The sequence below is a fragment of the Bradyrhizobium sp. YCK136 genome (assembly GCF_044570075.1).
Taxonomy (GTDB): Bacteria; Pseudomonadota; Alphaproteobacteria; order Rhizobiales; family Xanthobacteraceae; genus Bradyrhizobium; species Bradyrhizobium diazoefficiens.
Map to the genome: position 1 here is coordinate 7274332 of NZ_CP172424.1, position 23486 is coordinate 7297817.

A 23486-nucleotide genomic window follows, 5' to 3' on the forward strand; every position below is an offset into this window, starting at 1 on the left:
CCTGTGCCAAGACGCCCGCAATCGGAGGGGCTTTGTCATGACGGTACTCATCGCCGGCGGCGGCATCGGCGGGCTGACGCTTGCGCTCAGCCTGCACGGAATCGGCGTTCCCGTAAAAGTGTTCGAGAGCGTCGCGGAGCTGAAACCACTCGGCGTCGGCATCAACGTGCTGCCGCATGCCGTGCGCGAGCTGACCGAGCTCGGGCTGATCGACAAGCTCGATGCCAGCGGCGTGCGCACAAGCGAGCTCGCCTACTTCTCCAAGCACGGCAAGCCGATCTGGAGTGAGCCGCGCGGGCTGGAGGCCGGCTACAAATGGCCGCAATTCTCGATCCATCGCGGCACGCTGCAGCAGCTCCTGCTCGACACCGCAATCGAGCGGCTCGGCCGCGACAGCATCCTCACCAGCCATCATCTGACCGGCTGGACCGAGACAGCGGACGGCGTCCGCGCCGATTTCATCGACAAGGCGACCGGCAAGGCCGCAGGCACCTACGAAGGCGCGATCATGATCGCCGCCGACGGCATCCATTCCGCCGCACGAGAAAAGCTCTATCCCGATGAAGGCCCGCCGATCTGGAACGGCCGCATCCTCTGGCGCGGCGTGACGCCGGCAAAGGCATTCCTCACCGGCCGCACCATGATCATGGCCGGGCACGAGATCCTGAAATTCGTCTGCTACCCGATCAGCAAGGTGCCGGATGCGGCGGGCAACCATCTGATCAACTGGGTCGCCGAGCGCCACATGCCGCCGACCTACCAGTGGCGACGCGAGGACTATAACCGCACCGCGCGGCTGGAGGAGTTCTTGCCGTGGTTCGAGAGCTGGCAGTTCGACTGGCTCGACGTGCCCGGTCTGATCCGGAACTGCCCGCACGCCTACGAATATCCGCTGGTGGACCGCGATCCGGTGTCGCAGTGGACGTTCGGCCGCGTCACGCTGATGGGGGATGCCGCGCATCCGATGTACCCGATCGGATCGAACGGCGCCTCGCAGGCGATCCTCGATGCCCGCGTCATCACCCGCGAGATCCTGGCGCATGGCCCGACGCAGGCAGCGCTGCTCGCCTACGAGGCCGAGCGGAGGCCGGCGACCACCGACCTCGTCCTGCTCAACCGCAAGAACGGACCCGAGCAGGTGATGCAACTGGTCGAAAAGCGCGCGCCCGACGGCTTTGAGGTCGTCACCGACGTGCTGTCGCAGCACGAGCTGGAAGACATCGCCGCGAACTACAAGCGCGTCGCGGGGTTCCAGGTCGAGGCGCTGAATGCCAAGCCGCCGATCGTGCCGCGGCGCGCCGATGCGAGAGGCGCGAGCACCTAGGTCGTTGCTTCACACCCCGCAATGCCGTTGACGGGCGCGGGTTAGGTGGAGCGACGACCGCCCAAGGTTGACGACATGCGCTTAAGCTTGTTGATGGCACGGATAGCGTAACCGAGCCCGACGGGATTGGTCTGGCGCAGGAAGGCGACCTTTTTCACATAGTCTTCGATGTGCCATTTGGCGTGCGCGCCCTCGCGGAAAAAGACAACGTCGCCGACACCGTAGCGCTTCGGTGGCATGCCATCGCTCTCGATCACCGTTGATCCTTCAAGGATCATGATCGTCTCGTCGAGATCGTAGTACCAGTTGAACTTGCCCGTGGTGCAGGACCAGATCAGGGTCGTGGCGGTGCCGCACGCGCTGGTTGACAGCAGGTGCGAGCGCGCTTCCGGGTTTCCTTCAATGATCCAGGATGGCTCAATCGGGGACGGTTTAAGATCGACGTTGGTGTGACCGGTCTCAATAAGCGCAAGCGCCATGACTCACCTCAAGGCCTCAAATAACGCGCAGCTTGACAATCATCCCGTTCAGGTTTGTGAAATTTTTATCGGGGGCAGCAACATTCAAAGTTTCCGCCAAAAATATGAATTGGTCAATTTGCCGCAAGTCACGTCGATGACGCCTCGACCGTCGCGATTCGCCTGCGGATTGCGCGTATCCACCTGTTTTCTCTGCGGGCTGCGACAATATGCGCGAGTCAAATGCTCGCGTTACTAGAGCCGACAACAATCCGCACGCTCATTGCGTGCGCAAGGAATTCGCGAGCAAATTCTGCGATTGCACGCGCGGGTAGATCTCGGTCCGCTTCCGCGCTGCGCGAGGCATCCCCTCCTATTCGAGCAGAATGGGCCCGCCGCACCTGGATCAGCGAACCACTCTCGCCGCTTCCAGCAGCCGCTCGCTCGCGGTCGCGGTGGCAAGCACGGTGCCGTCCTCGGTCATCAGCCTAGCCTCGACGAAGGCAATGGTCTTGCCGAGTTGCGTCACCGTCGCCTCGCCGATGATCGGGCCGGGCTTTGCGGGGCTCAGGAAGTTCACGGTCATGCTGATGGTGGTGGTGTAGAGCCGGCCCTCGCTCATCACCAGCACGGCCGGGCCCATGGTGTCGTCGAGCATGGCCGAGAGCATGCCGCCCTGGATGAAGCCGGCCGGATTGCAGAATTCGGGCTTGCCCTCGAAGCCGAGCTTGATCCAGCCGTCCTCCGGACGGGCATCGAGCAGGCGCCATCCCAGCAGCTCGGCACAGGGCGGCCTGGGAAAGTTGTCGAGCGCGGTCTTGACCATTGGGGAGCCTCCGTGTCGCCCCCTGTTAACGCGGCCCTGCTGCCAGCGTGGTGTCAGGAGGATGGGGCCGGCGGGAGGCGCAATCCGTGCGCGATCACCTTGCGCATGACGTTGGGCAGCGCTTCGCCGGCCAGCGTCGCGATCGGCACCCAGCGCATGCCCGCGGGTGCCCGCGTGCGAGCTTCTGCCTTGGCGGTATAGACCACCAGTTCCAGCGGAAAATGCGTGAAGACGTGGGTGACGACGCCCACCCTGCGCTGCCAGCGCGACAGGCCCTTCAGCGCGGGCGCCTGCTGCTTCGCCGTCGCGTCCTCCTGACCGGCGAGCCAGTCCGAGCCCGGCACCTCCGTCATGCCCCCGAGCAGGCCCTTTTCGGGCCGGCTGCGGACCAGCAGTTCGTCGCCGCGCGTCACGACGAAGGCAGCGCCGCGCCGCAGCGTCCCGCTCTTCTTCGGCGCCTTGCGCGGAAAACTCTCCTGCGTGCCTTGCGCGCGTGCGATGCAATCATCGTTCAGCGGACACAGCGAGCAGGCCGGCTTCTTCGGCGTGCAAATCGAAGAGCCGAGATCCATCAATGCCTGTGCGCTATCACCGGCGCGGGCGTCGGCAAGGAGCGTCGCCGCCAGTTGCTGGATCAGCGGTTTTGATTGCGGCAGTTCCTCCTCGACCGCGAACAAGCGCGACACCACCCGCTCGATATTGCCGTCGACCGGCATGGTGCGCCGATCGAAGGCGATCGCGGCGATCGCAGCCGCGGTGTAAGGCCCGATGCCCGGCAGCGCGCGCAGCCCCTCCTCCGTGTCGGGAAAGACGCCGCCATGCTCGCGCGTCACCGCGACCGCGCAGGCATGGAGATTGCGCGCACGGGAGTAATAGCCGAGCCCCGCCCACATCCGCAGCACGTCGTCCTGCGAAGCCCGCCCCAGCGCGGTGACATCAGGCCAGCGCGCGACGAATTTTTCGAAGTAAGGGCCGACCGCCTTTACCGTGGTCTGCTGGAGCATGATCTCGGACAACCACACGCGGTAAGGGTCCGATGCCTCACCAGACGCCGCCCGCCACGGCAGGTGGCGGCGGTGGCGGTCATACCAGGCGAGCAGCGCCAAGGGGCGCGATGCGGTCTCCGGCTGACTGGGTTCCGATTTCGCCTTCAGGGCGGATTTGGGGCTCATGCTCCCACTGTAACGACAACGCCCCGACCTCTCCACGTCACGCCCGCGCTTGTCGCGGGCATCCACGTCTTTCTTCGCAAGAGAACGTGGATGGCCGGGACGAGCCCGCCATGACGGCGAAGAGCCTGTGGCTCTCACGCCGCAATGCTATAAGGGTCCATGTCCAAATTCCCACCCAAGCCGGGCCCCATCAGCGCCAAGCCGCTCTCGCTGCTGCTCAACGACGTCTTTGCCGAGGCGTACGCCAAACAGGGCTTTGCCGCGCGCGAGTTGGTGACGCGCTGGGCGCAGATTGCCGGAGCAGAGATCGCGGCGCATGCCGAGCCCCTCAAGATGCAATGGCCGCGACCGGTCGAGGGCCAGCCGCAGGAGCCGGCCACGCTGGTGCTGCGGGTCGAGGGGCCGATGGCGCTGGAGATCCAGCATTCCGCGGATGTGATCCTGGAGCGGGTCAACCGCTTCTTCGGCTGGAGCGCGGTCGGCAAGCTCGCCTTCCGCCAGGCCCCCCTGTCGCGCGCCAAGCGGCCGGTCCGGCCGGGCCCGCCGGACCCCAAGAGTGTCGCCAAGGTGGAGGAGACCCTCGGGGACATCGAAGATGAACAGCTCAAGTCGGCGCTGGCGCGGCTCGGGGCGGCCATCAAGCGAAATTGAGCCTCATTTCGCGGTCAATCTGGACCCGTTCCCGCGGCCCGCCATTGCCTCAAACGACGTTTCAAGCTAGCGACAGGCCGCCCAAATGGGAACTTCGGGCAAGACCACGCCAATCCGGGAGCCGACCTTGATCATCACCCGCCGCGCCTTCACCACGATGCTGTCGCTGACCGGGCTTGCCGCGGTCGCCGGGTTCTCCCCATTGCGGTTCATCTCCGAGGCCATGATCCCCGAAGCAATGGCGCAGGCCGCCGGTGACGTGGCCAAGCCCGTGTCGCTGCCCGACATGGCGCTCGGCCCGAAGGACGCCGCCGTCACCATCACCGAATTCGCCTCGATGACCTGCCCGCATTGCGCGGCCTTCAACGAGCAGGTGTTCCCCAAGATCAAGGCGGAATACATCGACACCGGCAAGGTGCGTTACGTCTTCCGCGAGTTCCCGCTCGACATCAAAGCCGCCGCCGGCTCGATGCTGTCGCGCTGCATCGCCAATGGCGATGCGCCGAAATACTTCGCTGTCACCGACATGCTGTTCCGGCAGCAGAACGACTGGGTGATGAAGAACACCACCGAGACCCTGACGCGGATCGGCAAGCAGGCCGGCCTCACCCAGCAGCAGGTCGAAGCCTGCCTGAAGGACCAGGCGCTGCTCGACAAGATCGCCGCCGACCAGAAATACGCCAGCGACGTTTTGAAGGTGGATTCGACGCCGACGTTCTTTATCAACGGCGAGAAGATCAAGGGCGAGGCCTCGTTCGAGGAATTCGCCAAGAAGATCAATCCGCTGCTGAAGAGCTGATTCTTCGCCCGCAACGCCTGATTCGCATCTCGAAAGCCGTATCATTCCCGGGATAAATCCCTTGGGAAAAGCGGCTTTCGCCGGTTGCCCTCGCGGCGCACCGCGGCCATTGTCCAGCCGCATGAGGCGCCTCGCGCGACTCGCCCGGATAGCGACATTGCCTTCCATGGTATTGTCCCGGCAGGGGGATTCGCGCCTGCCAACAGAGATGCGTGCTTATGAAAATCACCCGCCTGCGCCTTCACGGCTTCAAGTCCTTCGTTGAGCCCACGGACTTCGTCATCGAGCCCGGCCTGACCGGCGTGGTCGGACCCAACGGTTGCGGCAAGTCGAATCTCGTCGAAGCGCTGCGCTGGGCGATGGGTGAGACCTCGTACAAATCGCTGCGCGCCGCCGACATGGACGCGGTGATCTTCGCCGGATCCGGCAACCGTCCGGCGCGCAACCACGCCGAAGTGACGATGACGATCGACAACGCCGATCGCACCGCGCCGGCGGCGATGAACGACAGCCAGCTTCTGGAGATCTCCCGCCGCATCGAGCGCGAGGCCGGCTCGGTCTATCGCATCAACGGCCGCGACGTGCGCGCCCGCGACGTGCAGATCCTGTTCGCCGACGCCGCCACCGGCGCGCGCTCGCCCGCCCTCGTCCACCAGGGCAAGATCGGCGAGATCATCCAGGCCAAGCCGGAGCAGCGCCGCCGCGTGCTGGAAGACGCCGCCGGTGTCGCAGGTCTCCATGCCCGCCGCCACGAAGCCGAGCTCCGGCTGAAAGCCGCCGAAACCAACCTCACCCGCGTCGAGGACGTGATCGGCCAGCTCTCCGGCCAGATGGAAGGCCTGAAGAAGCAGGCCCGCCAGGCCGTGCGCTATCGCGAGGTCGCCGCCAAGGTCCGCAAGGCCGAAGCCACCCTGTTCCATCTGCGCTGGATCGGCGCCCATGCCGACGTCAACGAATCCGGCCAGACCCACGATCTCGCCGTGCGCGAGATGGCCGAGCGCACCCAGCACCAGGCCGAAGCCGCCCGCATCCAGGCGATCCGCGCCGCCGAGATGCCGGCGCTGCGCGATGCCGAGGCGCGCGCCGCGGCCGGGCTCCAGCGCCTGACCAATGCCCGCGAACTGCTCGACCGCGAGGAAGAGCGCGCCAAGGAGCGCGTCGCCGAGCTCGAACGCCGCCTCGCCCAGTTCGAAGGCGACATTTCCCGTGCTCAGCAACAAACCATGGACGCCGACGTCGCGCTCCAGCGCCTCGACAGCGAAGACGCCGAGCTGAAGGAAGAGATCAAGTCGCGCGTCGAGAAGCGCTCCGGCGTCGACGAGCGCGTCGGCGAAGCCGAGGCGGTGCTGACCAAAACTGAGCAGCAGTTCGCCGAGCTCACCACGGCGCTCGCCGACCTCACCGCCAAGCGCAACCAGCTCGAAGCCAATGTCCGCACCCACCGCGACAAGCTTGCCCGGCTCGACCAGGAGATCGCGAACGTCACCGCCGAGGAGCAGAAGCTTGCCGATGAAACGGGCGGCTTCGGCGACCTCGACGAGCTGACCGCGACGGTCGAGACCGCCGAGCAGACGCTGGCGGCCTCGGAGGCCGCGGCGCAGGCGAGCGAAGCCGCGCACGTCGCCGCGCGCCAGACGCTGGAATCCTCGCGCTCGCCGCTGAACGAAGCCGACAAGCGCGTGCAGCGGCTCGAGACCGAGGCGCGCACGATCTCCAAGATCGTCAACGGCGAAACCAAGAACCTGTGGCCGCCGATCATCGACGGCATCACCGTCGACAAGGGGTTTGAAAAGGCCATCGGCGCCGCGCTCGGCGACGATCTCGATGCGCCGATCGACCCGTCGGCGCCGATGCGCTGGACCAATGTCGGCGAGACCGACGGCGATCCGGAGCTGCCCGAAGGCGTCGTGCCGCTCGCGAACCATGTGCAGGCCCCGGCCGAGCTGGCCCGCCGCCTGGCGCAGATCGGCGTGGTGCCGCGCGAGCGCGGCGCCGAGCTGGTCTCGCAGCTCAAGACCGGCCAGCGGCTGGTCTCGCCCGAGGGCGACGTCTGGCGCTGGGACGGCTTCGTCGCGGCGGCCCATGCCCCGACCGGCGCCGCACGCCGCCTTGCCGAGCGCGCCCGCCTCGTCGACATCGAGAACGAGCTGGAGCAGGCCCGCATCGACGCGCAGATCAAGCGCCAGGCGCTGGAGAATGCCGAGTCCGAACTGCAGATGGCGGCCAGCACCGAAGGCGCGAGCCGCGAAGCCTGGCGCGCCGCGCAGCGCGAGCTGAACGTCGCGCGCGAGCGCCATGCCACGGCCGAGCGCGAGATCAGCCGCCACGCCGCGCGCAAGGCGACGCTGTCGGAAGCGCACAGCCGTCTCGCCGCCGACCGCGCCGAGGCCGAAGCCGCCTACGAATACGCCGAGGCCGGCATCAGCGAGCTGCCGTCGAGCGAAGACACCGAGACCCGTCTCGCCGCCGTCCGCAGCGACATCGAAGCCCATCGCCGCATGGCCGCCCAGGTCCGCGCCGAGGCGCAGGCGCTGGCGCGCGAGGCCGAGCTGGCCGACCGCCGCGTGCAGGCAATCCTCGCCGAGCGCACCGAGTGGCAGAACCGCAAGGAGAGCGCGGCCTCCCACATCGACACCATCCAGGCCCGCATCGCCGAACTCACGATCGAGCGCAGCGAGTTCGAAAACGCCCCCGCCGTGTTCGCAGAGAAGCGCAGCGCGCTGATCACCGAGATCGAATACGCGGAAAACGACCGCCGCATGGCCGCCGACGCGCTCGCCACCGCGGAAAGCGCGATGGCGGAGACCGACCGCGTCGCGAAGCTGACGCTCGAGGCGCTCTCCAGCTCCCGCGAGGCCACCGCCCGCGCCGAGGAGCGCATGGAAGGCGCGCGGCGCCGGCTCGAGGACATCGAGCGCGAGATCCGCGACATGCTGGAGGTCGAGCCGCAGGCCGTCGCCGGCCTTGCCGAGATCGAGCCCGGCGCGGAGCTGCCGCCGCTGCACGACATCGAGGAAGACCTCGAAAAGATGCGCCGCGACCGCGAGCGCCTCGGCGCAGTCAACCTGCGCGCCGAGGAAGAGCTGCGCGAGGTCGAGACCCAGCACACCGGCCTCGTCACCGAGCGCGACGACCTCGTCGAAGCCATCAAGCGGCTGCGCCAGGGCATCCAGAGCCTCAACAAGGAAGCGCGCGAGCGCCTCCTGACCTCGTTCGAGGTCGTCAACAACCACTTCAAGCGCCTGTTCGTCGAGCTGTTCGGCGGCGGCGAGGCCGCACTGCACCTGATCGAGAGCGACGACCCGCTGGAGGCCGGCCTCGAAATCATCGCCAAGCCCCCGGGCAAGAAGCCGCAGACACTGTCGCTGCTCTCGGGCGGCGAGCAGGCACTGACCGCGATGGCGCTGATCTTCGCCGTGTTCCTCACCAATCCTTCGCCGATCTGCGTGCTGGACGAAGTCGACGCACCGCTCGACGACCACAACGTCGAACGGTACTGCAACCTGCTGCACGAGATGACCGGCTCGACCGACACGCGCTTCATCATCATCACGCACAACCCGATCACGATGGCGCGGATGAACCGCCTGTTCGGCGTCACCATGGCCGAGCGCGGCGTCTCGCAACTCGTGTCGGTGAGCCTCTCAGAGGCGGTGGACATTCTCGACCAGAACGTGGCGTGACGTTTTTGGCCGTCATTCCGGGGCGCTGCGCAGCATCGAACTCGGAATCTGACGCCACCATATCTAGATTCCGGGTTCGCGCTACGCGCGCCCCGGAATGACGGCGAATGAAAATGGTCTCGCCCACGCTTCCCGCTGAGCTAAAGGCCGCCCTCGACGGCAAGCTCCAGGGCTTTTCCCGCAGCGACGCCGCGCAGCGATCCCAGAAAATCTCGAACACCTATCGCGCCGGCGGCGGCTCCGGCACGATCAAGTCGGAGGCCGATGCGCTCGCCTACGCGCTCGCGCGCATGCCGGCCACCTACGCGGCGGTGGCGGCGAGCCTGAATGCGCTGACCGAGATCGCGCCGGACTTCGCCCCGGAGACGCTGCTCGACGTCGGCGCAGGTCCAGGCACCGCAAGCTGGGCCGCCGCAGAGGCGTTTCCCTCGCTGCAGGACTTCACCCTGCTCGACGCCAACGCCACCCTGAGCCGGCTTGCCCTCGAGCTCGCGCATGACAGCACGCGTCTGGCGGGCTGCCGCTATTTGCCCGGCGATGCCGGCGGCAACCTTGCCGAGGTCTCGCCAGCCGATCTCGTCGTCGCAAGCTACATCATCGGCGAGCTCGGTGAGGCCGATCAACGCAAACTCGCGGAAACGATGTGGGCGAAAGCGCGCCATGCGCTGGTCGTGATCGAGCCCGGCACGCCGGCCGGCTACGCGCGCATCCTCGCGCTGCGCCAGCAGGTGATCGCAGCCGGCGCTTACGTCGCCGCGCCCTGCCCGCACGAAAGGCCCTGCCCGCTGATTGCGCCCGACTGGTGCCATTTCTCCCAACGCCTGCCGCGCTCCCAGGCCCACCGCCAGATCAAGGGCGCCGACGTGCCGTTCGAGGACGAGCGCTTCATCTACGTCGCCCTGACCCGCACGCCGCCCGCGAGCCGCGCCGCGCGCGTGCTGGCGCCGCCGGATGTCGGCAAGGCCGAGATAACGGCAAAGCTTTGCACCGAGCAAAGCGTTGAACTCGCCAAGATCCCCCGCCGCGACAAGACCGCCTACACAAGCGCCCGACGCTGGCGCTGGGGCGACGCCGTCATTGCCGAAAGTTAACCTCGATCGGCGGTTTTGCCTTGAACTCGGATGGTTCCTGATCCGACCAAGTCTTACCTCCCCTCTGCGCCGGGGCTCTCGCCGTGCGCCATTTTGGTCTAGGCTGCGCCCGCCTTAAATCCCCTTCAGGAGTTCTCCATGTCGACCGGCTGGATCGTTCTCGGCGTCATCGTCGTCCTCGTGTTCTTGGCCTTCAGCGCCTACAACCGCCTAGTGGCGCTGGGCCAGCGCGTGGGCCAGGCCTTTGCCGATATCGACGTGCAGCTCAAGCAGCGCCACGACCTGGTCCCGAACCTGGTCGAGACGGTGAAGGGCTACGCCTCGCATGAGCGCGGCACGCTCGACGACGTCATCAAGGCGCGCAATTCGGCGATGTCGGCGCAAGGCCCGGCGCAGGTGTCCGCCGCCGAGAACCAGCTCTCCGGCGCGCTCGGCCGGCTGATCGCGCTGTCGGAGGCCTATCCCGACCTCAAGGCCAACGCCAACTTCCAGCAGCTCGCCAGCGAGCTCTCCGACCTCGAGAACAAGATCGCGGCGAGCCGCCGCTTCTTCAACAGCGCGGTCCAGGAATACAACACCGGCATCCAGCAGATGCCCGCAGCGTTGTTCGCCGGCATGTTCGGCTTCACCAAGAAGGACTTCTTCGATCTCGGCGCCAGCCGCACCGAGGTCGAGGCCGCGCCGCAGGTGAAGTTCTGATTGTCGCGTGACCGGTTTCTCATCTTTGTCGTTCCGGGGCGCGTCGAAGACGCGAACCCGGAACCTCGCCTGAGACACTAAGCTCTGGATTCCGGGTTCAGGCCTGCGGCCTGCCCCGGAATGACGGGAGCTAACGGAAGCAGCCATGGCCGCGTATGGTCTCTACACGCACATCGCCTCGAACAAGTTTCGTTCGATGCTGCTGCTCGCCGGCCTGTTCGCGCTGGTCTATGTGCTGGTCTATGCCGGCGCGCTGGTCGCCGAAGTCGTCATCAACGGCAATGAGACCGTCGCCTTCTACCTGAGCCACGCCTTCCTAGACCTGAAAGTCGCCGCGCCGGTTGCGACGGTCGTGACGGCGGTCTGGGTCGTGATCGCCTATTTCTTCCACCAGTCGATGATCGATGCCGTGACCGGCGGACACGACGTCACCCGGAAGGAGGAGCCGCGGCTCTACAATCTGCTCGAAAACCTCTGCATCTCGCGCGGCATCACCATGCCGAAGCTGAAGATCATGGAAAGCCCGGCGCTGAACGCGTTCGCGACCGGCCTCAACCCGCGGCAATATTCGATCACCGTCACCACCGGCCTCCTCAACGCCCTGAACGACAAGGAGATCGAGGCGGTACTGGGCCACGAGCTGACCCACATCAAGAACGGCGACGTGCAGCTCATGGTGGTCGCCGTCATCATCGCCGGCGTGGTCGGCTTCTTCGGCGAGTTGTTCTTCCGCTTGTTCACGAATTTGAGCTGGAACTCCGGCGGCTCATGGTCCTCGGGTTCGTCGTCGTCGCGGTCGTCCTCGTCGTCGAGCGACAGCAAGAACTCGGGGGGCGGCGCCGTGATCGTCATCATCATCGCGGTCGTGCTGATCGTGGTGGCCTGGCTGATGTCGCAGGTGGTGAAGCTGGCGCTGTCGCGCTCGCGCGAATATCTCGCCGACGCCGGCTCCGTCGAGCTGACGAAAGACCCTGATGCCATGATCTCGGCGCTGCGCAAGATCGAGAACCGCGGCGAGCTGCCGGGCGCGACCTCGGCGGTGATGGAGCTCTGCGTCGACCGCGCGAGGGTTTTGCCGATCTGTTCGCGACCCACCCGTCGGTGCAGTCCCGGGTCGACGCGCTGGTCAAGTTCGCTGGCGGCCATGATCCAGGTCCGCTACCGGATCCCACCGACGAGACGGAACAGCCCGAGGCGCAGGGAGACCCGCAGGACGCCCCGCCGCCGCTGTCGCAGCGACCATGGGGCGACGCAGCCGACCCGGCCAATCCGCCGCCCGTACCAGCGCCCAGCCCCTCCGGAACCTCGGCCGGCAACCCGATCGGGAATCCCATGGGGCCCTGGGGCCGCCACTAAGCGCGCGCCCATGGCCAGTTTCACGGCAATCTGGAAAAACCTCGGGAATTGCCGCAACCGGGGCCTGCGGAATTGAATTCTCCCTTGTTTCTGCCATGTTCGCGCCCAACAGCAGACTCGGGACATCGATTTGGGGCCCGGCCGATTGCGACCTCGCGATCGGGGGCGCGCGTTAGGGGACAGCAATGGCAAAGCCGGCAGTGGTTGTGGTGGGCGCGGACAAGGGCGGGGTCGGCAAGACCACGGTATCGCGCACCCTGCTCGATTATTTTTCCGCCAACAACGTGCCGACCCGCGCCTTCGACACGGAATCCCCGCGCGGAACGCTGAAGCGCTTCCATCCTGGCATCACCGAGATCGTCGACATGACGACGACGGCCGATCAGATGAAGATCTTCGATACGCTCAACGCGACCAGCCCGTCGGTCACAGTGATCGACGTCCGCGCCGGCCTGCTCTCCCCGGCGCTCGCCTCGCTGCGCGACATCGGTTTCCTCGACGCCGCCAAGGCCGGGCAGATCACCTTCGCGGTGTTCCACATCCTCGGCCCCTCGATCGCCTCGCTGGACGAAATCGCCGAGACCGCGAATTTCATGACCGGCGCAAAATATTTCCTGGTCAAGAACTTCATCAACGACACCCAGTTCTTCCAGTGGGACCAGGCGACCTATAATTCCTACTTCCACCGCATCAAGGACGCCACCGAGCTGACCATCCCCAAGCTCAACGAAATGGCCTATGAGCAGGTCGAGGTCTCCTCCGTCCCGTTCCTGAAATTCGTCGCCAACAAGGGCATCAACGACGAGGCCGCCAACTACTCCTTCGTGCTGCGCGGCTATGTCCGGCACTGGCTGGCCAATGTCTGGAGCGAGTTCGACCGCATCCGCCTGACCGACATCGTCGGTTCGAAGCCCGGCGCCCGCAGCAGCGAAAAATAGTTGCGGAGCCCGGGCTGATACGGCTGGATTGGGCGGTGAGTTCGCTCAGATAATAGTTCGTGATGCCCGCGACACCCGTCTACATCATCTGCTCGCCCCGCCCGCAGGTCGGCAAGACGCTGCTGGCGCGGCTGTTGAGCGAGTTCCTGCTGCTCAAGAACGGCAACGTCGCGGCCTTCGACGTCAACCTGAAGGAGCCGTCGCTGCTCGACTATCTGCCGAAGATCACCGAGACGGCCGACGTGATCGACACCTACGGCAAGATGCAGCTGATGGACCGCGTCATCGTCGATGACGGGGTTGCCAAGGTGATCGACCTCGGCTTCCACGCCTTCGACGAGTTCTTCAAGATGGCCGACGAGATCGGCCTCTTGAAGGAGGCGGCCCGCCGCCATGTCGCACCACAGATCCTGTTCGTCGCCGACACCGACCGCGTCTCGGCCCGCGCCCATGAGATGCTGCGCGAACAGATCCCGCGGATGAACCTGATCACGGTGGACAATGAGCACGTCGTGCGCGGCGAGTTGCCGGCCGCAATGGCAGGCGGCCGGCTGTTCCGCCTGCCCGCGCTGCCCGGCTTCCTGAAGACCTATATCGACCGGCTGAACTTCTCCTTCACCGGCTATCTGCGCCAGGAGAAGGACGCCTCCACCGAGCTGCACCAGTGGACCCGGCGCAACTACCTCGCCTTTCGCGAGCTCGAGCTCAGCCTGATCCTGCAGCGGTCGTAGAGCACTCGGCCGGCGAACTCGGTGTTCACCTCTCCCCAGCGGGGAGAGGTGAAGCCCGTCCTCGGCCTGCACCGACCAGAATTTACCCGGGCGATATCTTGCGCCCGCCGTCGCTCAATGCCCCTCGAACGTCATCAGCGTGCGCACCGGCACGTCCATGGCGCGCAGCTTGGCGGCGCCGCCGAGCTCGGGCAGGTCGATGATGAAGCAGGCTGCGACCACGTTGGCGCCGATCTGGCGCAGCAGCTTCACCGCGCCTTCCGCGGTGCCGCCGGTGGCGATGAGGTCGTCGACCAGGATGACACGCTCGCCGGGCTGGATGGCGTCGACATGCATCTCCATCTCGTCGATGCCGTATTCCAGCGAATAGGCGATGCGCACAGTGGTGTGCGGCAGCTTGCCTTTCTTGCGGATCGGCACGAAGCCGGCGGAGAGCTGGTGCGCCACCGCGCCGCCGATGATGAAGCCCCGCGCCTCCATGCCGGCGACCTTGTCGATCTTGTTGCCGGCCCAGGGGTTCACGAGCTCGTCCACGGCGCGGCGGAATGCGCGCGCATCCGCGAGCAGGGTCGTGATGTCGCGGAACATGATCCCCGGCTTGGGATAGTCGGGAATGGTGCGAACGCTCGCCTTCAGGTCGTGGTCAAAGGTCATTGGTGCCTCTCAATCAACACGCGCATCCAGCCGGAACGCGTTCTCGACAATCCTCAAGCCCACCTCGCCGCCGAGCGACATCAGCGACTCCGGGTGGAATTGCACGCCCGCGACCGGCAGGGTCTTGTGCTCCAGCGCCATGGCGACGCCGTCCTCGGTGCTGGCGGTGACGGACAAAACCTCCGGCATGCTGTCGCGCTCGACATAGAGCGAGTGATAGCGGCCGATCACGATCTCGTTCGGCAGATTGCGCATCAGGCGGCCGCCGCGCACCTGCACCCGCGAGGGCCGGCCGTGGGCGGGATGCGTGAGCTGGCCGAGCTCGCCGCCGAAATATTCGCCGATCGCCTGCACGCCGAGGCAGACGCCGAACACCGGCAGCTTGTTCTCCAGCGCCGCATCGATCGTCTTCCTGATCCCGAAATCTTCGGGCCTGCCCGGGCCGGGCGACAGCACCAGCAAATCCCACCTCTTCTGCTTGAGCATGTCGAGCGCATGCACATAGCGGACCACGGTGACGCTGGCGCCGACCTGGCGGAAATAGTCGGCGAGCATGTGCACGAAGCTGTCGTCGTGGTCGATCAGCAGCACCCGCTTGCCGCTTCCGGTCGCATCGGGCGCAAAGGTCGAGAGCGGTTTTGGCGGATCGCCGCGCAGCGCCTGGAACAGCGCCGCAGCCTTGACCTGGCATTCGCGGTCCTCGGCAGCGGGATCGGAATCGAACAGGCAGGTGGCGCCGACGCGCACCTCGGCCAGACCATCCTTCATGCGGATGGTGCGGATGGTGAGGCCGGTATTGATGCTGCCGTCGAAATTCACCGCGCCGATCGCACCCGCATACCAGCGCCGCGGCGACCGCTCGTGATCCTCGACGAACTGCATCGCCCAGAGCTTCGGCGCACCTGTCACGGTGACGGCCCAGGCGTGGGTGAGGAAGGCATCGAGCGCGTCGAAGCCGGGACGCAGCATGCCCTCGACGTGGTCGACGGTGTGGAACAGTTTTGAGTAGGTCTCGATCTGCCGGCGCGCCAGCACCTTGATGGTGCCGGGGACGCAGACGCGCGCCTTGTCGTTGCGATCGACGTCGGTGCACATGTTGAGCTCGAACTCGTCCTTCTCCGAATTCAGGAGCTGGCGGATCTGCTCGGCATCGCCGATCGCATCGGTGCCGCGCGCGATGGTGCCCGAGATCGGGCAGGTCTCGACGCGGCGGCCGTCCGAACGCACGAACATCTCGGGCGAGGCGGAGACGAGAAACTCGCCGTCGCCGAGATTCATCAGCGCGCCGTAGGGCGACGGGTTGATGACACAGAGGCGCTGGAACACTTCCGCCGGAGAACGATCGCAGGGCTCGGCGAACAGCTGGCCCGGCACGGCCTCGAACAGATCGCCGCGGGCAAAGGCCGCGCGCGCGGTCTCGACGGTGGCCTGGTATTCGCCGGGCGCATGATCGGCAAAGCCCTGGCGCGGTGTCTTCATGTACGGGCTGTCGGCGGTCTCGCGCGGCAGGCCCTCGGTGGATCTGCCCTTCCACGTGAAGTCGTAGCTGAGCACGACGCCGCGGCCGGTGGCGCGGTCATAGGCCAGCAGGCGATCGGGAACGTAGAGCACGATGTCGCGCTGGTCGCTCTCGCGCGCGCGCTTCTGCACGAGATCCTCGATCTGGAACACGAGATCGTAGGCGAAGGCGCCGAACAGGCCGAGCAGCCCGTCGTCATTGGCGGAGAAGGCGGCGACGAGGTCGCGCACCAGCGACACCACGCTGGCGCGCCGGGTGCGTTGGTCTTCCTCGACCGGGGCATCGCCGCGGATGATGTGGCCGGCGAGGCGCGAAGCGGTCTTCTCCGAGATCACCACGCAGGGCTCGCGCAGGACGTCGGCAAGGAAGGCGATCAGGACCTGGCCGCGCTCGTTCAGGGCTTCCAGCTTGAAATTGACGCCCGTGGTCTCGAGCTTGAGCGGCGGATCGGAGAAGCCGAGGTCAAAACTCTCGTAGCGGCCCGGCACGGTCGTGCCCGACGACAGCACCACGCCGCGGCGGCGGTCGAGCAGGTTGACGAGATCGTCGAGCCGGCTCGCGCCGCCGGTAAACTGCTCCGCCACGCGCGTGATCGCGAGACCGCCGCGGGTCACGTAATCGCTTCTGGCCGGGAGGGCAAAGACTGTCCTGTTCATGTCGTCCTCTTACGAAACTTGCCGAGGGAACGCCACACAGGACAAACGATCAGGCCGCCGCACTGCGTGGGCGACCTTCGACGATTTTGGGAAAAGAAATCGCACCGGCCACCTCTTAGGAGGTGCGCCACCAAAGACGGGCTGGGCGGACGGCGGTGCTCATGGGCGGATACTCACCATGGCGCGGGGACGGCGTCAAGGGCGGTCGGGCGGCCTCGATCACCAAAATGGCGCGGATCGCGTTGCGGCTTATGCCTGGATCTCCAGGCTGTCGCGCCCCACAGCCGCCTCCGCGGCATGTCGTTCGATTTCCGCCCGCGTGACCGTGAGCGCGGGCTTGCCGCCAGGTCCGATCACGTTGGCACGGTCGCCCAAGGTTTCAATCAAAACGCAGGTCTTTCCTGTGACCGCATACCATGCCGCCCGGTCGTCGCTCACGTCCAACGCCGTGATCATCGCGGTCGGATCCAGACCCGACTTCCGCAACAGCAGGTCGATGGCTTCGGCTGCAAGGTTTTGCTCGGCGATCCTCGAGAAATTCCGGATCGCGTCAGCCCCCACAACAGATAGCCGCCCGCCCACCAGTGATGGCGGAAAGCTCTTCAAAATTTCATGCATTTCCGCAGGCTTCGGGCTCTGGCTGCCCGGGCCGTACTCATAAAGTTGTCCACCCGCATCCTCATAAACGCAGAGTCGCGCGCCCTTATCTGTCTTAACGCCGAAGGCCATGCATTGCTGCCCTTCCACCTCCATACTGCTTCCTGCAAGAACCATGAGCTTGAGCTCTGGCTCGGGCGCCACCGCCCCGCATGCGGCGGCGACCGTGATTTGCAAGCGGTCAGTCATCTGGAAGCGGATCTGGCGAACGCCTCGCCAGATCCGTCGCTGCGACAGATGCGGATTAAGTTGCGCAAGCCGCTGGATTTCGGATGCGTATTGCTGCTTGGCTACGGCGCGCAATTCGGGCCAGCTCGCGATCCACCGGGCTGCCAGCTGCGTCATTGGTTGCTGTCGTTCGGCCTCATAGAAGCGACGGTCAAGCGCATCGAGCGGCGCGGCGCGCTCCCCGAAGCCGTTTTGCAGTGCAGCCTCGCCGGGATTGGCTTTCACCCAGTCCATCATTTCATGCAGGATCTGGTGTTGCGCGGCCGCTCCCATAGCCTTCAGTCCAGCGAGCGCATCGCCAGATGTCGTCGGCAGCATCGCAACGCCCGTGTTACCGATAAACTGACTGTGACCGCCGTTGTTGACCTGAGCGAGATAGTAGTCGGCGTGATAGGCCTGCATGGCCACAGCCGGCAGTTCACGTCCCTTGTAGACGCCGACGCGTTGAATTTCATTGACGTAGTAGACCACCGCCTCGGTCAGGTAGTCAGCCTTCTCAGGTGCTTGAGCCGCCTCCAGCGCATCGAGAGACACGACAACTGTTGTTAACCGGCTTCCTTCGATCATTACGCCTCCCACGTTCACCATGGCGAAACGCCATGCAACTACGGCTTATAGTTGCAAAAGGCAATTGCAGTCGTGGTCCAGCAAGAGACGTTAGTTGGCTCGCGCCGCAGGCCGCCCCCGTTACCCCAGATGCTTCCGGAAGAACTCCGTCGCCCTGCCCCAGGCGAGCTCGGCGGCTTCGCGGTCGTGCACGGCCTGGCGCTGCTCGTTGACGAAGGCGTGCTCGGCGTCATAGCGGAACAGCTCCAGCGACTTGCCGGCGGCCTTCATGGCCTTTTCGAAGCCGTTGACCAGCTCCGGCGTGCACCAATCGTCCTTGTTGGCGAAATGGGCCTGGAGCGGAATCTTGACGTCGGCGGGCTTGGTTGCTTGCTCCGGCGGAATGCCGTAGAACACGACGCCGGCCGCAAGCTCCGGGATCTTGGTCGCGCCGATGATGGTGACGGCGCCGCCGAGGCAGAAGCCTGTCAGCCCGACCTTGGCGCCGTTGCGCGACAGATATTGCGTGGCGCCGCGCACGGTCTGCGTGGTGGCGTCCATGAAGTCGAGCGAGTTCATTTCCTTGTTGGCGCTCTCCATGTCGTGATACGGCACCACCTTGCCCTTGTAGAGGTCGGGCGCGAGCGCGTCGAAGCCGGCCAGCGCAAAGCGGTCGCACAGGCCCTTGATCTGGTCCGACAGCCCCCACCATTCCTGGATCACGACCACGCCCGGCGCGTTGCCGCGCGCGGCATTGGCGAGATAGCCCGATGCGTCCTTGCCGTCCGGGCGCTTGAAGGTGATGGCGGTTCCCATGGTGTCCTCCGGTGAGTTTCTGAGGGAGCGGTTGGCGGCATTTTGGCCGCTGGGGGCGCGCGGCGCAATCCACAGTCCCGTCATTCCGGGGCGCACGAAGTGCGAACCCGGAATCTCGAGATTCCGGGCTCGATGCTTACGCATCGCCCCGGAATGACGGAGAATTGAGCCAACAAAAAAAGCCCCCTTGCGGGGGCCTTTTCATTCTCGTCTCGCGCCGCTCAGTGCGAGTCGGCCCAGACCTTCTTCTTGGTGAAGTACATCAGGCCGGCGAAGATGATCAGGAACACGAACACCTGGAAGCCCAGGCGCTTGCGCGCTTCCATGTGCGGCTCGGCGGTCCACATCAGGAACGTGGTGACGTCCTTGGAATATTGCGCGACCGTGGCCGGCGAGCCGTCGTCATAGGTCACCTGGCCGTCGCTGAGCGGCTTCGGCATCTTGATGGCGTGGCCCGGGAAGTACTTGTTGTAGTAGGAGCCCTCCGGAATGGTCACACCCTCCGGCACCTTCTCCTCAAAACCCTGGAGCACCGCCGAGACGTAGTCCGGGCCCTGCTCCTGGTACTGGGTGAAGAAGTCGAAGATGAACCAGGGGAAGCCGCGGCCGTAGGAGCGCGCCTTGGTGATCAGCGACAGGTCGGGCGGCGCCGCACCGCCGTTCGCCGCACGAGCTGCCTGCTCGTTCGGAAATGGCGAGGGGAAGTAGTCGGCCGGCCGGCCCGGGCGCTCGAACATGTCACCGGCATCGTTCGGACCGTCCTTGATCTTGTAATCCGACGCGAACGCCGCCACCTGCGCCACCGAATAGCTGGGGCCGCCGGCTTCCGCGAGGTTGCGGAAGGCGATGTAGGACAGACCGTGGCAGCTGGCGCAGACTTCCTTGTAGACCTTCAGGCCGCGCTGGAGCGCGCCGCGGTCGAACTTGCCGAAAGGACCGGCGAACGACCATTTGTTGCCCGGCGGCTTGTCGCTGCCTTCGTTGGCGCGCGCGTCCTGCAAGCTGCCGAGGAACAGCGCGCCGGCGGCGACGAGCGCGATGGCGACGGAGGCCACCGCCTTGCCGCCCTTGGCGAGAATCGCCTCCGAGATCGAGTTCGGCACCGGCCGCGGCGTCTCGATGCGCGAGAGCAGCGGCAGCACGATCAGGAAATAGGCGAAGTAGCAGACCGTCAGGACCCGGCCGGCGATCACGTAGATGCCTTCCGGCGGCTGCGCACCGAGATAGCCGAGCAGGATGCAGACCGCGACGAAGATCCAGAAGAACTGCTTGGCCAGCGGACGGTACTTCGACGACCTGGTCTTCGCGGCATCGAGCCAGGGCAGGAAGCACAGGATGATGATCGCCGAGAACATCCCGATCACGCCCGCGAGCTTGTTCGGGATCGAGCGCAGGATCGCGTAGAACGGCAGGTAATACCATTCCGGCACGATGTGCGGCGGCGTCACGCCCGGGTTCGCCGGAATGTAGTTGTCGGCGTCGCCGAGATAGTTCGGCATGTAGAAGATGAACCAGGCGTAGAGCAGCAGGAAGCAGGCGACACCGAACATGTCCTTGATGGTGGCATGCGGCGTGAACGGCACCGTGTCCTTTTCCGATTTCGGCTCGACGCCCTCAGGATTGTTCTGGCCAGCGACATGCAGCGCCCAGACGTGGAGCACGACGACGCCCGCGATCAGGAACGGCAGCAGATAATGCAGCGAGAAGAAGCGGTTCAGCGTCGGATTGCCGACCGAATAGCCGCCCCACAGCAGCGTCACGATGCTCTCGCCGAAATAGGGAATGGCGGAGAACAGGTTGGTGATGACGGTGGCCCCCCAGAAGCTCATCTGGCCCCAGGGGAGCACGTAGCCCATGAAGCCGGTCGCCATCATCAGGAGGTAGATGATGACGCCGAGGATCCACAGCACCTCACGCGGCTCCTTGTAGGAACCGTAATAGAGGCCGCGCAGCATGTGGACGTAGACCGCGAAGAAGAACATCGACGCGCCACAGGCATGCATGTTGCGCAGCAGCCAGCCGTAGTTGACGTCGCGGACGATCAGCTCGACCGACTTGAAGGCGAGATCGGCATGCGGCGTGTAGTGCATCGCCAGGATCACGCCGGTCAGGATCTGCATCCCCAGCATGAAGGAGAGGATGGCGCCGAACGTCCACCAGTAGTTCAGATTGCGCGGAGTGGGGTAGGCGACGAAGGAGGAGTGCATGAGGCCGAGGATCGGCAGGCGCCGCTCGATCCATTGCAGGGCCGGATTGCTCGGCTGGTAGTCGGATGGTCCGCTCATGATGCGATCCTGAGGAAATAATACGACGAGACGGCGCGAAGCTTCGGACGAGGGTCCGAAGCTCAGCCGATCTGGATTTTGGTGTCGGAAACGAACTGGTACGGCGGCACCGGCAGGTTCGCGGGCGCGGGCCCCTGACGGATGCGGCCGGACGAATCGTACTGCGAACCATGGCAGGGGCAGAAGAACCCGTCGTAGTTGCCCTCATGAGCGATCGGGATGCAGCCGAGATGGGTGCAGATACCGATCACGACCAGCCACTGCTCATGGCCCGACTTGACCCGGGCCTCGTCGCTCTGCGGATCGGGCAGGCTCGCCACGTTGACGGCGCGCGCCTCGTCGATCTGCTTCTTGGTGCGGTGGCTGATGTAGATCGGCTTGCCGCGCCAGAATACCTTGATGTCCTGGCCCTCGGCGATCGGGCTGAGATCGACCTCGATCGGCGCACCGGCCGCGATGGTCGAGGCATCAGGATTCATTTGGGAGATGAAGGGCCAGAGCGCAGCTGCGCCCCCTACTGCTGCAGCTGCCCCCGTTGCAACGAATAAGAAATCACGGCGTGTCGGATGGTCCGCCGAAGACGCTGTCGTCACGATTCCAACCCTTTCTCTTCTTATGCTACCGGTGGAACCGCTCCGGGGGCCCCCAAGGTCCCCAGAACTGGCTGCCGGCGCCCGCGCCCCCCCGCGGCGGCAGAACTTCGCTTGTCCCCGCCAAAACAAGCGAAAACAGCAGTCCAGAATCGTTCTATTGGCACCCTTGCCGGGCGAGCGCAAGCCCGCTAACGGCGGGGAAGCGTGCAATGCACGAATTCCGCGGCCAGCGATGTTTTATTGAGACATTTCCGGCCCACAACCAACCGGACGCCGCCCATGCAGATAGCGCTCTTCCAGCCCGACATCCCCCAGAACACCGGCACGATTCTCAGGCTCTGCGCCTGCCTGGGGCTGGCTGCCCACATCATCGAACCGGCAGGGTTCCCGGTCTCCGACCGGCATTTCCGCCGGGCGGGAATGGATTACCTCGACCAAGTCAGCATCACCCGCCATGTCTCCTGGCCGCAATTCGAGGAGTGGCGCGCGGCACAGGGCTGCCGGCTGCTGCTGTTCACCACGAAGGCTGCCACCGACTACCGCGATTTCCGTTACCAGACGTCGGACATCCTGCTATTCGGGCGCGAGAGCGCCGGCGTCACCGACGCGGTGGTCGAGGCCGCGGATGCGCGGCTGGTGATCCCGATCGCCCCGGGACTGCGGTCGCTCAATGTCGCCATGACCGCGGCGATGGCCGCAGGCGAGGCGCTGCGGCAGATCCGGAACCCGCAAGGTTGATATGTTGAGGAGAGACCATTGAGTTACGCGGTCAAGGAAATCTTCCTGACCCTGCAAGGCGAAGGCGCCCATGCCGGGCGCGCGTCCGTGTTCTGCCGCTTTGCCGGCTGCAATTTGTGGAGCGGGCGCGAGGCCGACCGTCAGGACGCGACCTGCAAGTTCTGCGACACCGATTTCGTCGGCACCGACGGCACGCTCGGCGGCCGCTACGCGTCGGCCGTGGAGCTCGCCGACACCATCGCGGCGCAATGGACCGCCTCCAACGACAACCGCTACGTGGTGCTCACCGGCGGCGAGCCGCTGCTCCAGGTCGACGACGCGCTGATCGATGCGCTGCATGCGCGAGGCTTCGAGATCGGCGTCGAGACCAACGGCACGATTGCCGCACCGGATGGCCTCGACTGGATCTGCGTCAGCCCCAAGGGCGGCAGCGAGCTGGTGCTGCGCCGCGGCCACGAGTTGAAGCTGGTCTATCCGCAGGCCCTCGCCGCGCCGGAAACCTTCGAGGGCCTCGCCTTCGAGCGTTTCTCGCTGCAGCCGATGGACGGGCCCGAGGTTGCCGAGAACACCGCGCGCGCGATCGACTACTGCCTGCGCCATCCGCAATGGCGGCTCAGCGTGCAGACGCACAAATCGCTCGGCATCAGATAGGATTGGTTTTCGAACAGATGTGGGAATTGACGAAATCGTTCCGCTTCGAGGCGGCGCATTCACTGTCGGGAACGACGTTCGGCGCGGCGAGCGAAGAGATCCACGGCCACTCCTTCCGCGCCGAGGTGACGGTGCGCGGCACCCCGGACCCTGCGACCGGCATGGTGGTCGATCTCGGCCTCCTCCAGCGCGCCATAGAGGACGTGCGCTTAATGCTGGACCACAAGTTCCTCAACAAGATCGAGGCGCTGGGCAAGCCGACGCTGGAAAACCTGTCGCGCTTCGTCTGGGAGCGGCTGGCGCACATCGGCAAGCTGACCCGCGTCAGCATCCACCGTGACAGTTGCAACGAGAGCTGCACCTATTACGGTCCGCAAGGTTAGATTTCGTAGGGTGGGCAAAGCGTAGCGTGCCC

Annotated in this window: 20 protein-coding genes and 1 pseudogene; 12 read left to right on the top strand and 9 right to left on the bottom strand. The window is 65.6% G+C overall.

From position 1 onward, the window contains the following. Positions 1–37: 37 nt before the first annotated feature. On the top strand, positions 38–1324 hold the full coding sequence (locus tag ACFLEY_RS35170) for a flavin-dependent oxidoreductase (protein WP_060910845.1): 1287 nt from the start codon (positions 38–40) through the stop codon (positions 1322–1324). A 41-nt stretch (positions 1325–1365) separates the two neighbouring features. Here the strand turns inward: ACFLEY_RS35170 and ACFLEY_RS35175 are convergent, their stop codons facing one another. The 3 genes from ACFLEY_RS35175 to mutY form a co-directional block, all read right to left on the bottom strand. Further along, complete coding sequence (locus ACFLEY_RS35175; RefSeq protein WP_060910844.1) at positions 1366–1803, bottom strand: cupin domain-containing protein; 438 nt, start codon at positions 1801–1803, stop codon at positions 1366–1368. Between the two features lie 385 nt (positions 1804–2188). After that, positions 2189–2608, bottom strand: coding sequence for a PaaI family thioesterase (locus ACFLEY_RS35180; protein ID WP_011085287.1), 420 nt, complete (start codon positions 2606–2608; stop codon positions 2189–2191). A gap of 53 nt (positions 2609–2661) precedes the next feature. Continuing rightward, on the bottom strand, positions 2662–3780 hold the full coding sequence (gene mutY, locus ACFLEY_RS35185) for an A/G-specific adenine glycosylase (protein WP_211433975.1): 1119 nt from the start codon (positions 3778–3780) through the stop codon (positions 2662–2664). A gap of 159 nt (positions 3781–3939) precedes the next feature. Between mutY and ACFLEY_RS35190 the strand changes: the two genes are divergently transcribed. The 8 genes and pseudogenes from ACFLEY_RS35190 to ACFLEY_RS35225 all read left to right on the top strand — a co-directional run bounded on the left by ACFLEY_RS35190 (position 3940) and on the right by ACFLEY_RS35225 (position 13728). Then, a complete protein-coding gene (locus ACFLEY_RS35190; RefSeq protein WP_011085285.1) occupies positions 3940–4431 on the top strand; it encodes a DUF721 domain-containing protein in 492 nt (163 codons plus the stop codon). Between the two features lie 127 nt (positions 4432–4558). Further along, positions 4559–5230, top strand: coding sequence for a DsbA family protein (locus ACFLEY_RS35195; protein WP_060912956.1), 672 nt, complete (start codon positions 4559–4561; stop codon positions 5228–5230). Positions 5231–5448: 218 nt separating this feature from the next. Continuing rightward, positions 5449–8913 (top strand): chromosome segregation protein SMC, encoded by a 3465-nt coding sequence (smc, locus tag ACFLEY_RS35200; RefSeq protein ID WP_060910843.1) that lies wholly within the window; start codon positions 5449–5451, stop codon positions 8911–8913. Positions 8914–9026: 113 nt separating this feature from the next. Next, positions 9027–10004 carry a small ribosomal subunit Rsm22 family protein gene (locus ACFLEY_RS35205; protein WP_060910842.1) on the top strand — a complete coding sequence of 326 codons (978 nt, stop codon included), beginning with the start codon at positions 9027–9029 and terminating at the stop codon, positions 10002–10004. A gap of 138 nt (positions 10005–10142) precedes the next feature. Next, positions 10143–10703, top strand: coding sequence for a LemA family protein (locus tag ACFLEY_RS35210; RefSeq protein WP_011085281.1), 561 nt, complete (start codon positions 10143–10145; stop codon positions 10701–10703). A 145-nt stretch (positions 10704–10848) separates the two neighbouring features. Continuing rightward, positions 10849–12059: pseudogene (locus tag ACFLEY_RS35215) on the top strand (M48 family metallopeptidase). A gap of 185 nt (positions 12060–12244) precedes the next feature. Continuing rightward, positions 12245–12997, top strand: a complete 753-nt coding sequence (locus ACFLEY_RS35220; protein ID WP_011085279.1) for a hypothetical protein — start codon at positions 12245–12247, stop codon at positions 12995–12997. 62 nt (positions 12998–13059) lie between these two features. After that, complete coding sequence (locus ACFLEY_RS35225) at positions 13060–13728, top strand: hypothetical protein (protein ID WP_060910840.1); 669 nt, start codon at positions 13060–13062, stop codon at positions 13726–13728. 114 nt (positions 13729–13842) lie between these two features. Here the strand turns inward: ACFLEY_RS35225 and ACFLEY_RS35230 are convergent, their stop codons facing one another. The 6 genes from ACFLEY_RS35230 to petA form a co-directional block, all read right to left on the bottom strand. Then, positions 13843–14382 (bottom strand): adenine phosphoribosyltransferase, encoded by a 540-nt coding sequence (locus ACFLEY_RS35230; RefSeq protein ID WP_011085277.1) that lies wholly within the window; start codon positions 14380–14382, stop codon positions 13843–13845. Between the two features lie 9 nt (positions 14383–14391). Beyond that, positions 14392–16557, bottom strand: coding sequence for an anthranilate synthase component I (locus ACFLEY_RS35235; RefSeq protein WP_211433974.1), 2166 nt, complete (start codon positions 16555–16557; stop codon positions 14392–14394). Between the two features lie 249 nt (positions 16558–16806). Then, the gene (locus ACFLEY_RS35240) at positions 16807–18009 is read right to left on the bottom strand and encodes a DUF4375 domain-containing protein (protein WP_249163244.1); all 1203 of its coding nucleotides are present in this window, start codon (positions 18007–18009) and stop codon (positions 16807–16809) included. Positions 18010–18129: 120 nt separating this feature from the next. After that, on the bottom strand, positions 18130–18804 hold the full coding sequence (locus ACFLEY_RS35245; protein WP_060912955.1) for a dienelactone hydrolase family protein: 675 nt from the start codon (positions 18802–18804) through the stop codon (positions 18130–18132). A 221-nt stretch (positions 18805–19025) separates the two neighbouring features. Then, positions 19026–21089 (bottom strand): cytochrome b/c1, encoded by a 2064-nt coding sequence (fbcH, locus tag ACFLEY_RS35250; protein ID WP_011085273.1) that lies wholly within the window; start codon positions 21087–21089, stop codon positions 19026–19028. Between the two features lie 62 nt (positions 21090–21151). Beyond that, the gene (petA, locus tag ACFLEY_RS35255; protein WP_011085272.1) at positions 21152–21682 is read right to left on the bottom strand and encodes a ubiquinol-cytochrome c reductase iron-sulfur subunit; all 531 of its coding nucleotides are present in this window, start codon (positions 21680–21682) and stop codon (positions 21152–21154) included. A gap of 279 nt (positions 21683–21961) precedes the next feature. On the opposite strand from petA, the gene ACFLEY_RS35260 reads away from it, so the two are divergent. From ACFLEY_RS35260 to ACFLEY_RS35270, 3 genes are read left to right on the top strand one after another with little or no spacing between them, the layout of a single operon-like run. Then, positions 21962–22420 carry a tRNA (cytidine(34)-2'-O)-methyltransferase gene (locus tag ACFLEY_RS35260; protein WP_011085271.1) on the top strand — a complete coding sequence of 153 codons (459 nt, stop codon included), beginning with the start codon at positions 21962–21964 and terminating at the stop codon, positions 22418–22420. Positions 22421–22438: 18 nt separating this feature from the next. After that, positions 22439–23071 (top strand): 7-carboxy-7-deazaguanine synthase, encoded by a 633-nt coding sequence (gene queE / locus ACFLEY_RS35265; protein ID WP_011085270.1) that lies wholly within the window; start codon positions 22439–22441, stop codon positions 23069–23071. Between the two features lie 17 nt (positions 23072–23088). Beyond that, positions 23089–23454, top strand: a complete 366-nt coding sequence (locus ACFLEY_RS35270; protein ID WP_060912954.1) for a 6-carboxytetrahydropterin synthase — start codon at positions 23089–23091, stop codon at positions 23452–23454. Positions 23455–23486 lie beyond the last annotated feature (32 nt).

Coding starts and splice junctions, on each gene's coding strand:
- ACFLEY_RS35175 (WP_060910844.1), bottom strand. CDS start 1,803: ATGGCGCTTGCGCTTATTGAGACCGGTCACACCAACGTCGATCTTAAA.
- ACFLEY_RS35270 (WP_060912954.1), top strand. CDS start 23,089: ATGTGGGAATTGACGAAATCGTTCCGCTTCGAGGCGGCGCATTCACTG.
- mutY (WP_211433975.1), bottom strand. CDS start 3,780: ATGAGCCCCAAATCCGCCCTGAAGGCGAAATCGGAACCCAGTCAGCCG.
- smc (WP_060910843.1), top strand. CDS start 5,449: ATGAAAATCACCCGCCTGCGCCTTCACGGCTTCAAGTCCTTCGTTGAG.
- ACFLEY_RS35260 (WP_011085271.1), top strand. CDS start 21,962: ATGCAGATAGCGCTCTTCCAGCCCGACATCCCCCAGAACACCGGCACG.
- ACFLEY_RS35210 (WP_011085281.1), top strand. CDS start 10,143: ATGTCGACCGGCTGGATCGTTCTCGGCGTCATCGTCGTCCTCGTGTTC.
- ACFLEY_RS35225 (WP_060910840.1), top strand. CDS start 13,060: ATGCCCGCGACACCCGTCTACATCATCTGCTCGCCCCGCCCGCAGGTC.
- ACFLEY_RS35170 (WP_060910845.1), top strand. CDS start 38: ATGACGGTACTCATCGCCGGCGGCGGCATCGGCGGGCTGACGCTTGCG.
- ACFLEY_RS35240 (WP_249163244.1), bottom strand. CDS start 18,009: ATGATCGAAGGAAGCCGGTTAACAACAGTTGTCGTGTCTCTCGATGCG.
- fbcH (WP_011085273.1), bottom strand. CDS start 21,089: ATGAGCGGACCATCCGACTACCAGCCGAGCAATCCGGCCCTGCAATGG.
- ACFLEY_RS35245 (WP_060912955.1), bottom strand. CDS start 18,804: ATGGGAACCGCCATCACCTTCAAGCGCCCGGACGGCAAGGACGCATCG.
- ACFLEY_RS35205 (WP_060910842.1), top strand. CDS start 9,027: ATGGTCTCGCCCACGCTTCCCGCTGAGCTAAAGGCCGCCCTCGACGGC.
- ACFLEY_RS35190 (WP_011085285.1), top strand. CDS start 3,940: ATGTCCAAATTCCCACCCAAGCCGGGCCCCATCAGCGCCAAGCCGCTC.
- ACFLEY_RS35230 (WP_011085277.1), bottom strand. CDS start 14,382: ATGACCTTTGACCACGACCTGAAGGCGAGCGTTCGCACCATTCCCGAC.
- ACFLEY_RS35235 (WP_211433974.1), bottom strand. CDS start 16,557: ATGAACAGGACAGTCTTTGCCCTCCCGGCCAGAAGCGATTACGTGACC.
- ACFLEY_RS35180 (WP_011085287.1), bottom strand. CDS start 2,608: ATGGTCAAGACCGCGCTCGACAACTTTCCCAGGCCGCCCTGTGCCGAG.
- ACFLEY_RS35220 (WP_011085279.1), top strand. CDS start 12,245: ATGGCAAAGCCGGCAGTGGTTGTGGTGGGCGCGGACAAGGGCGGGGTC.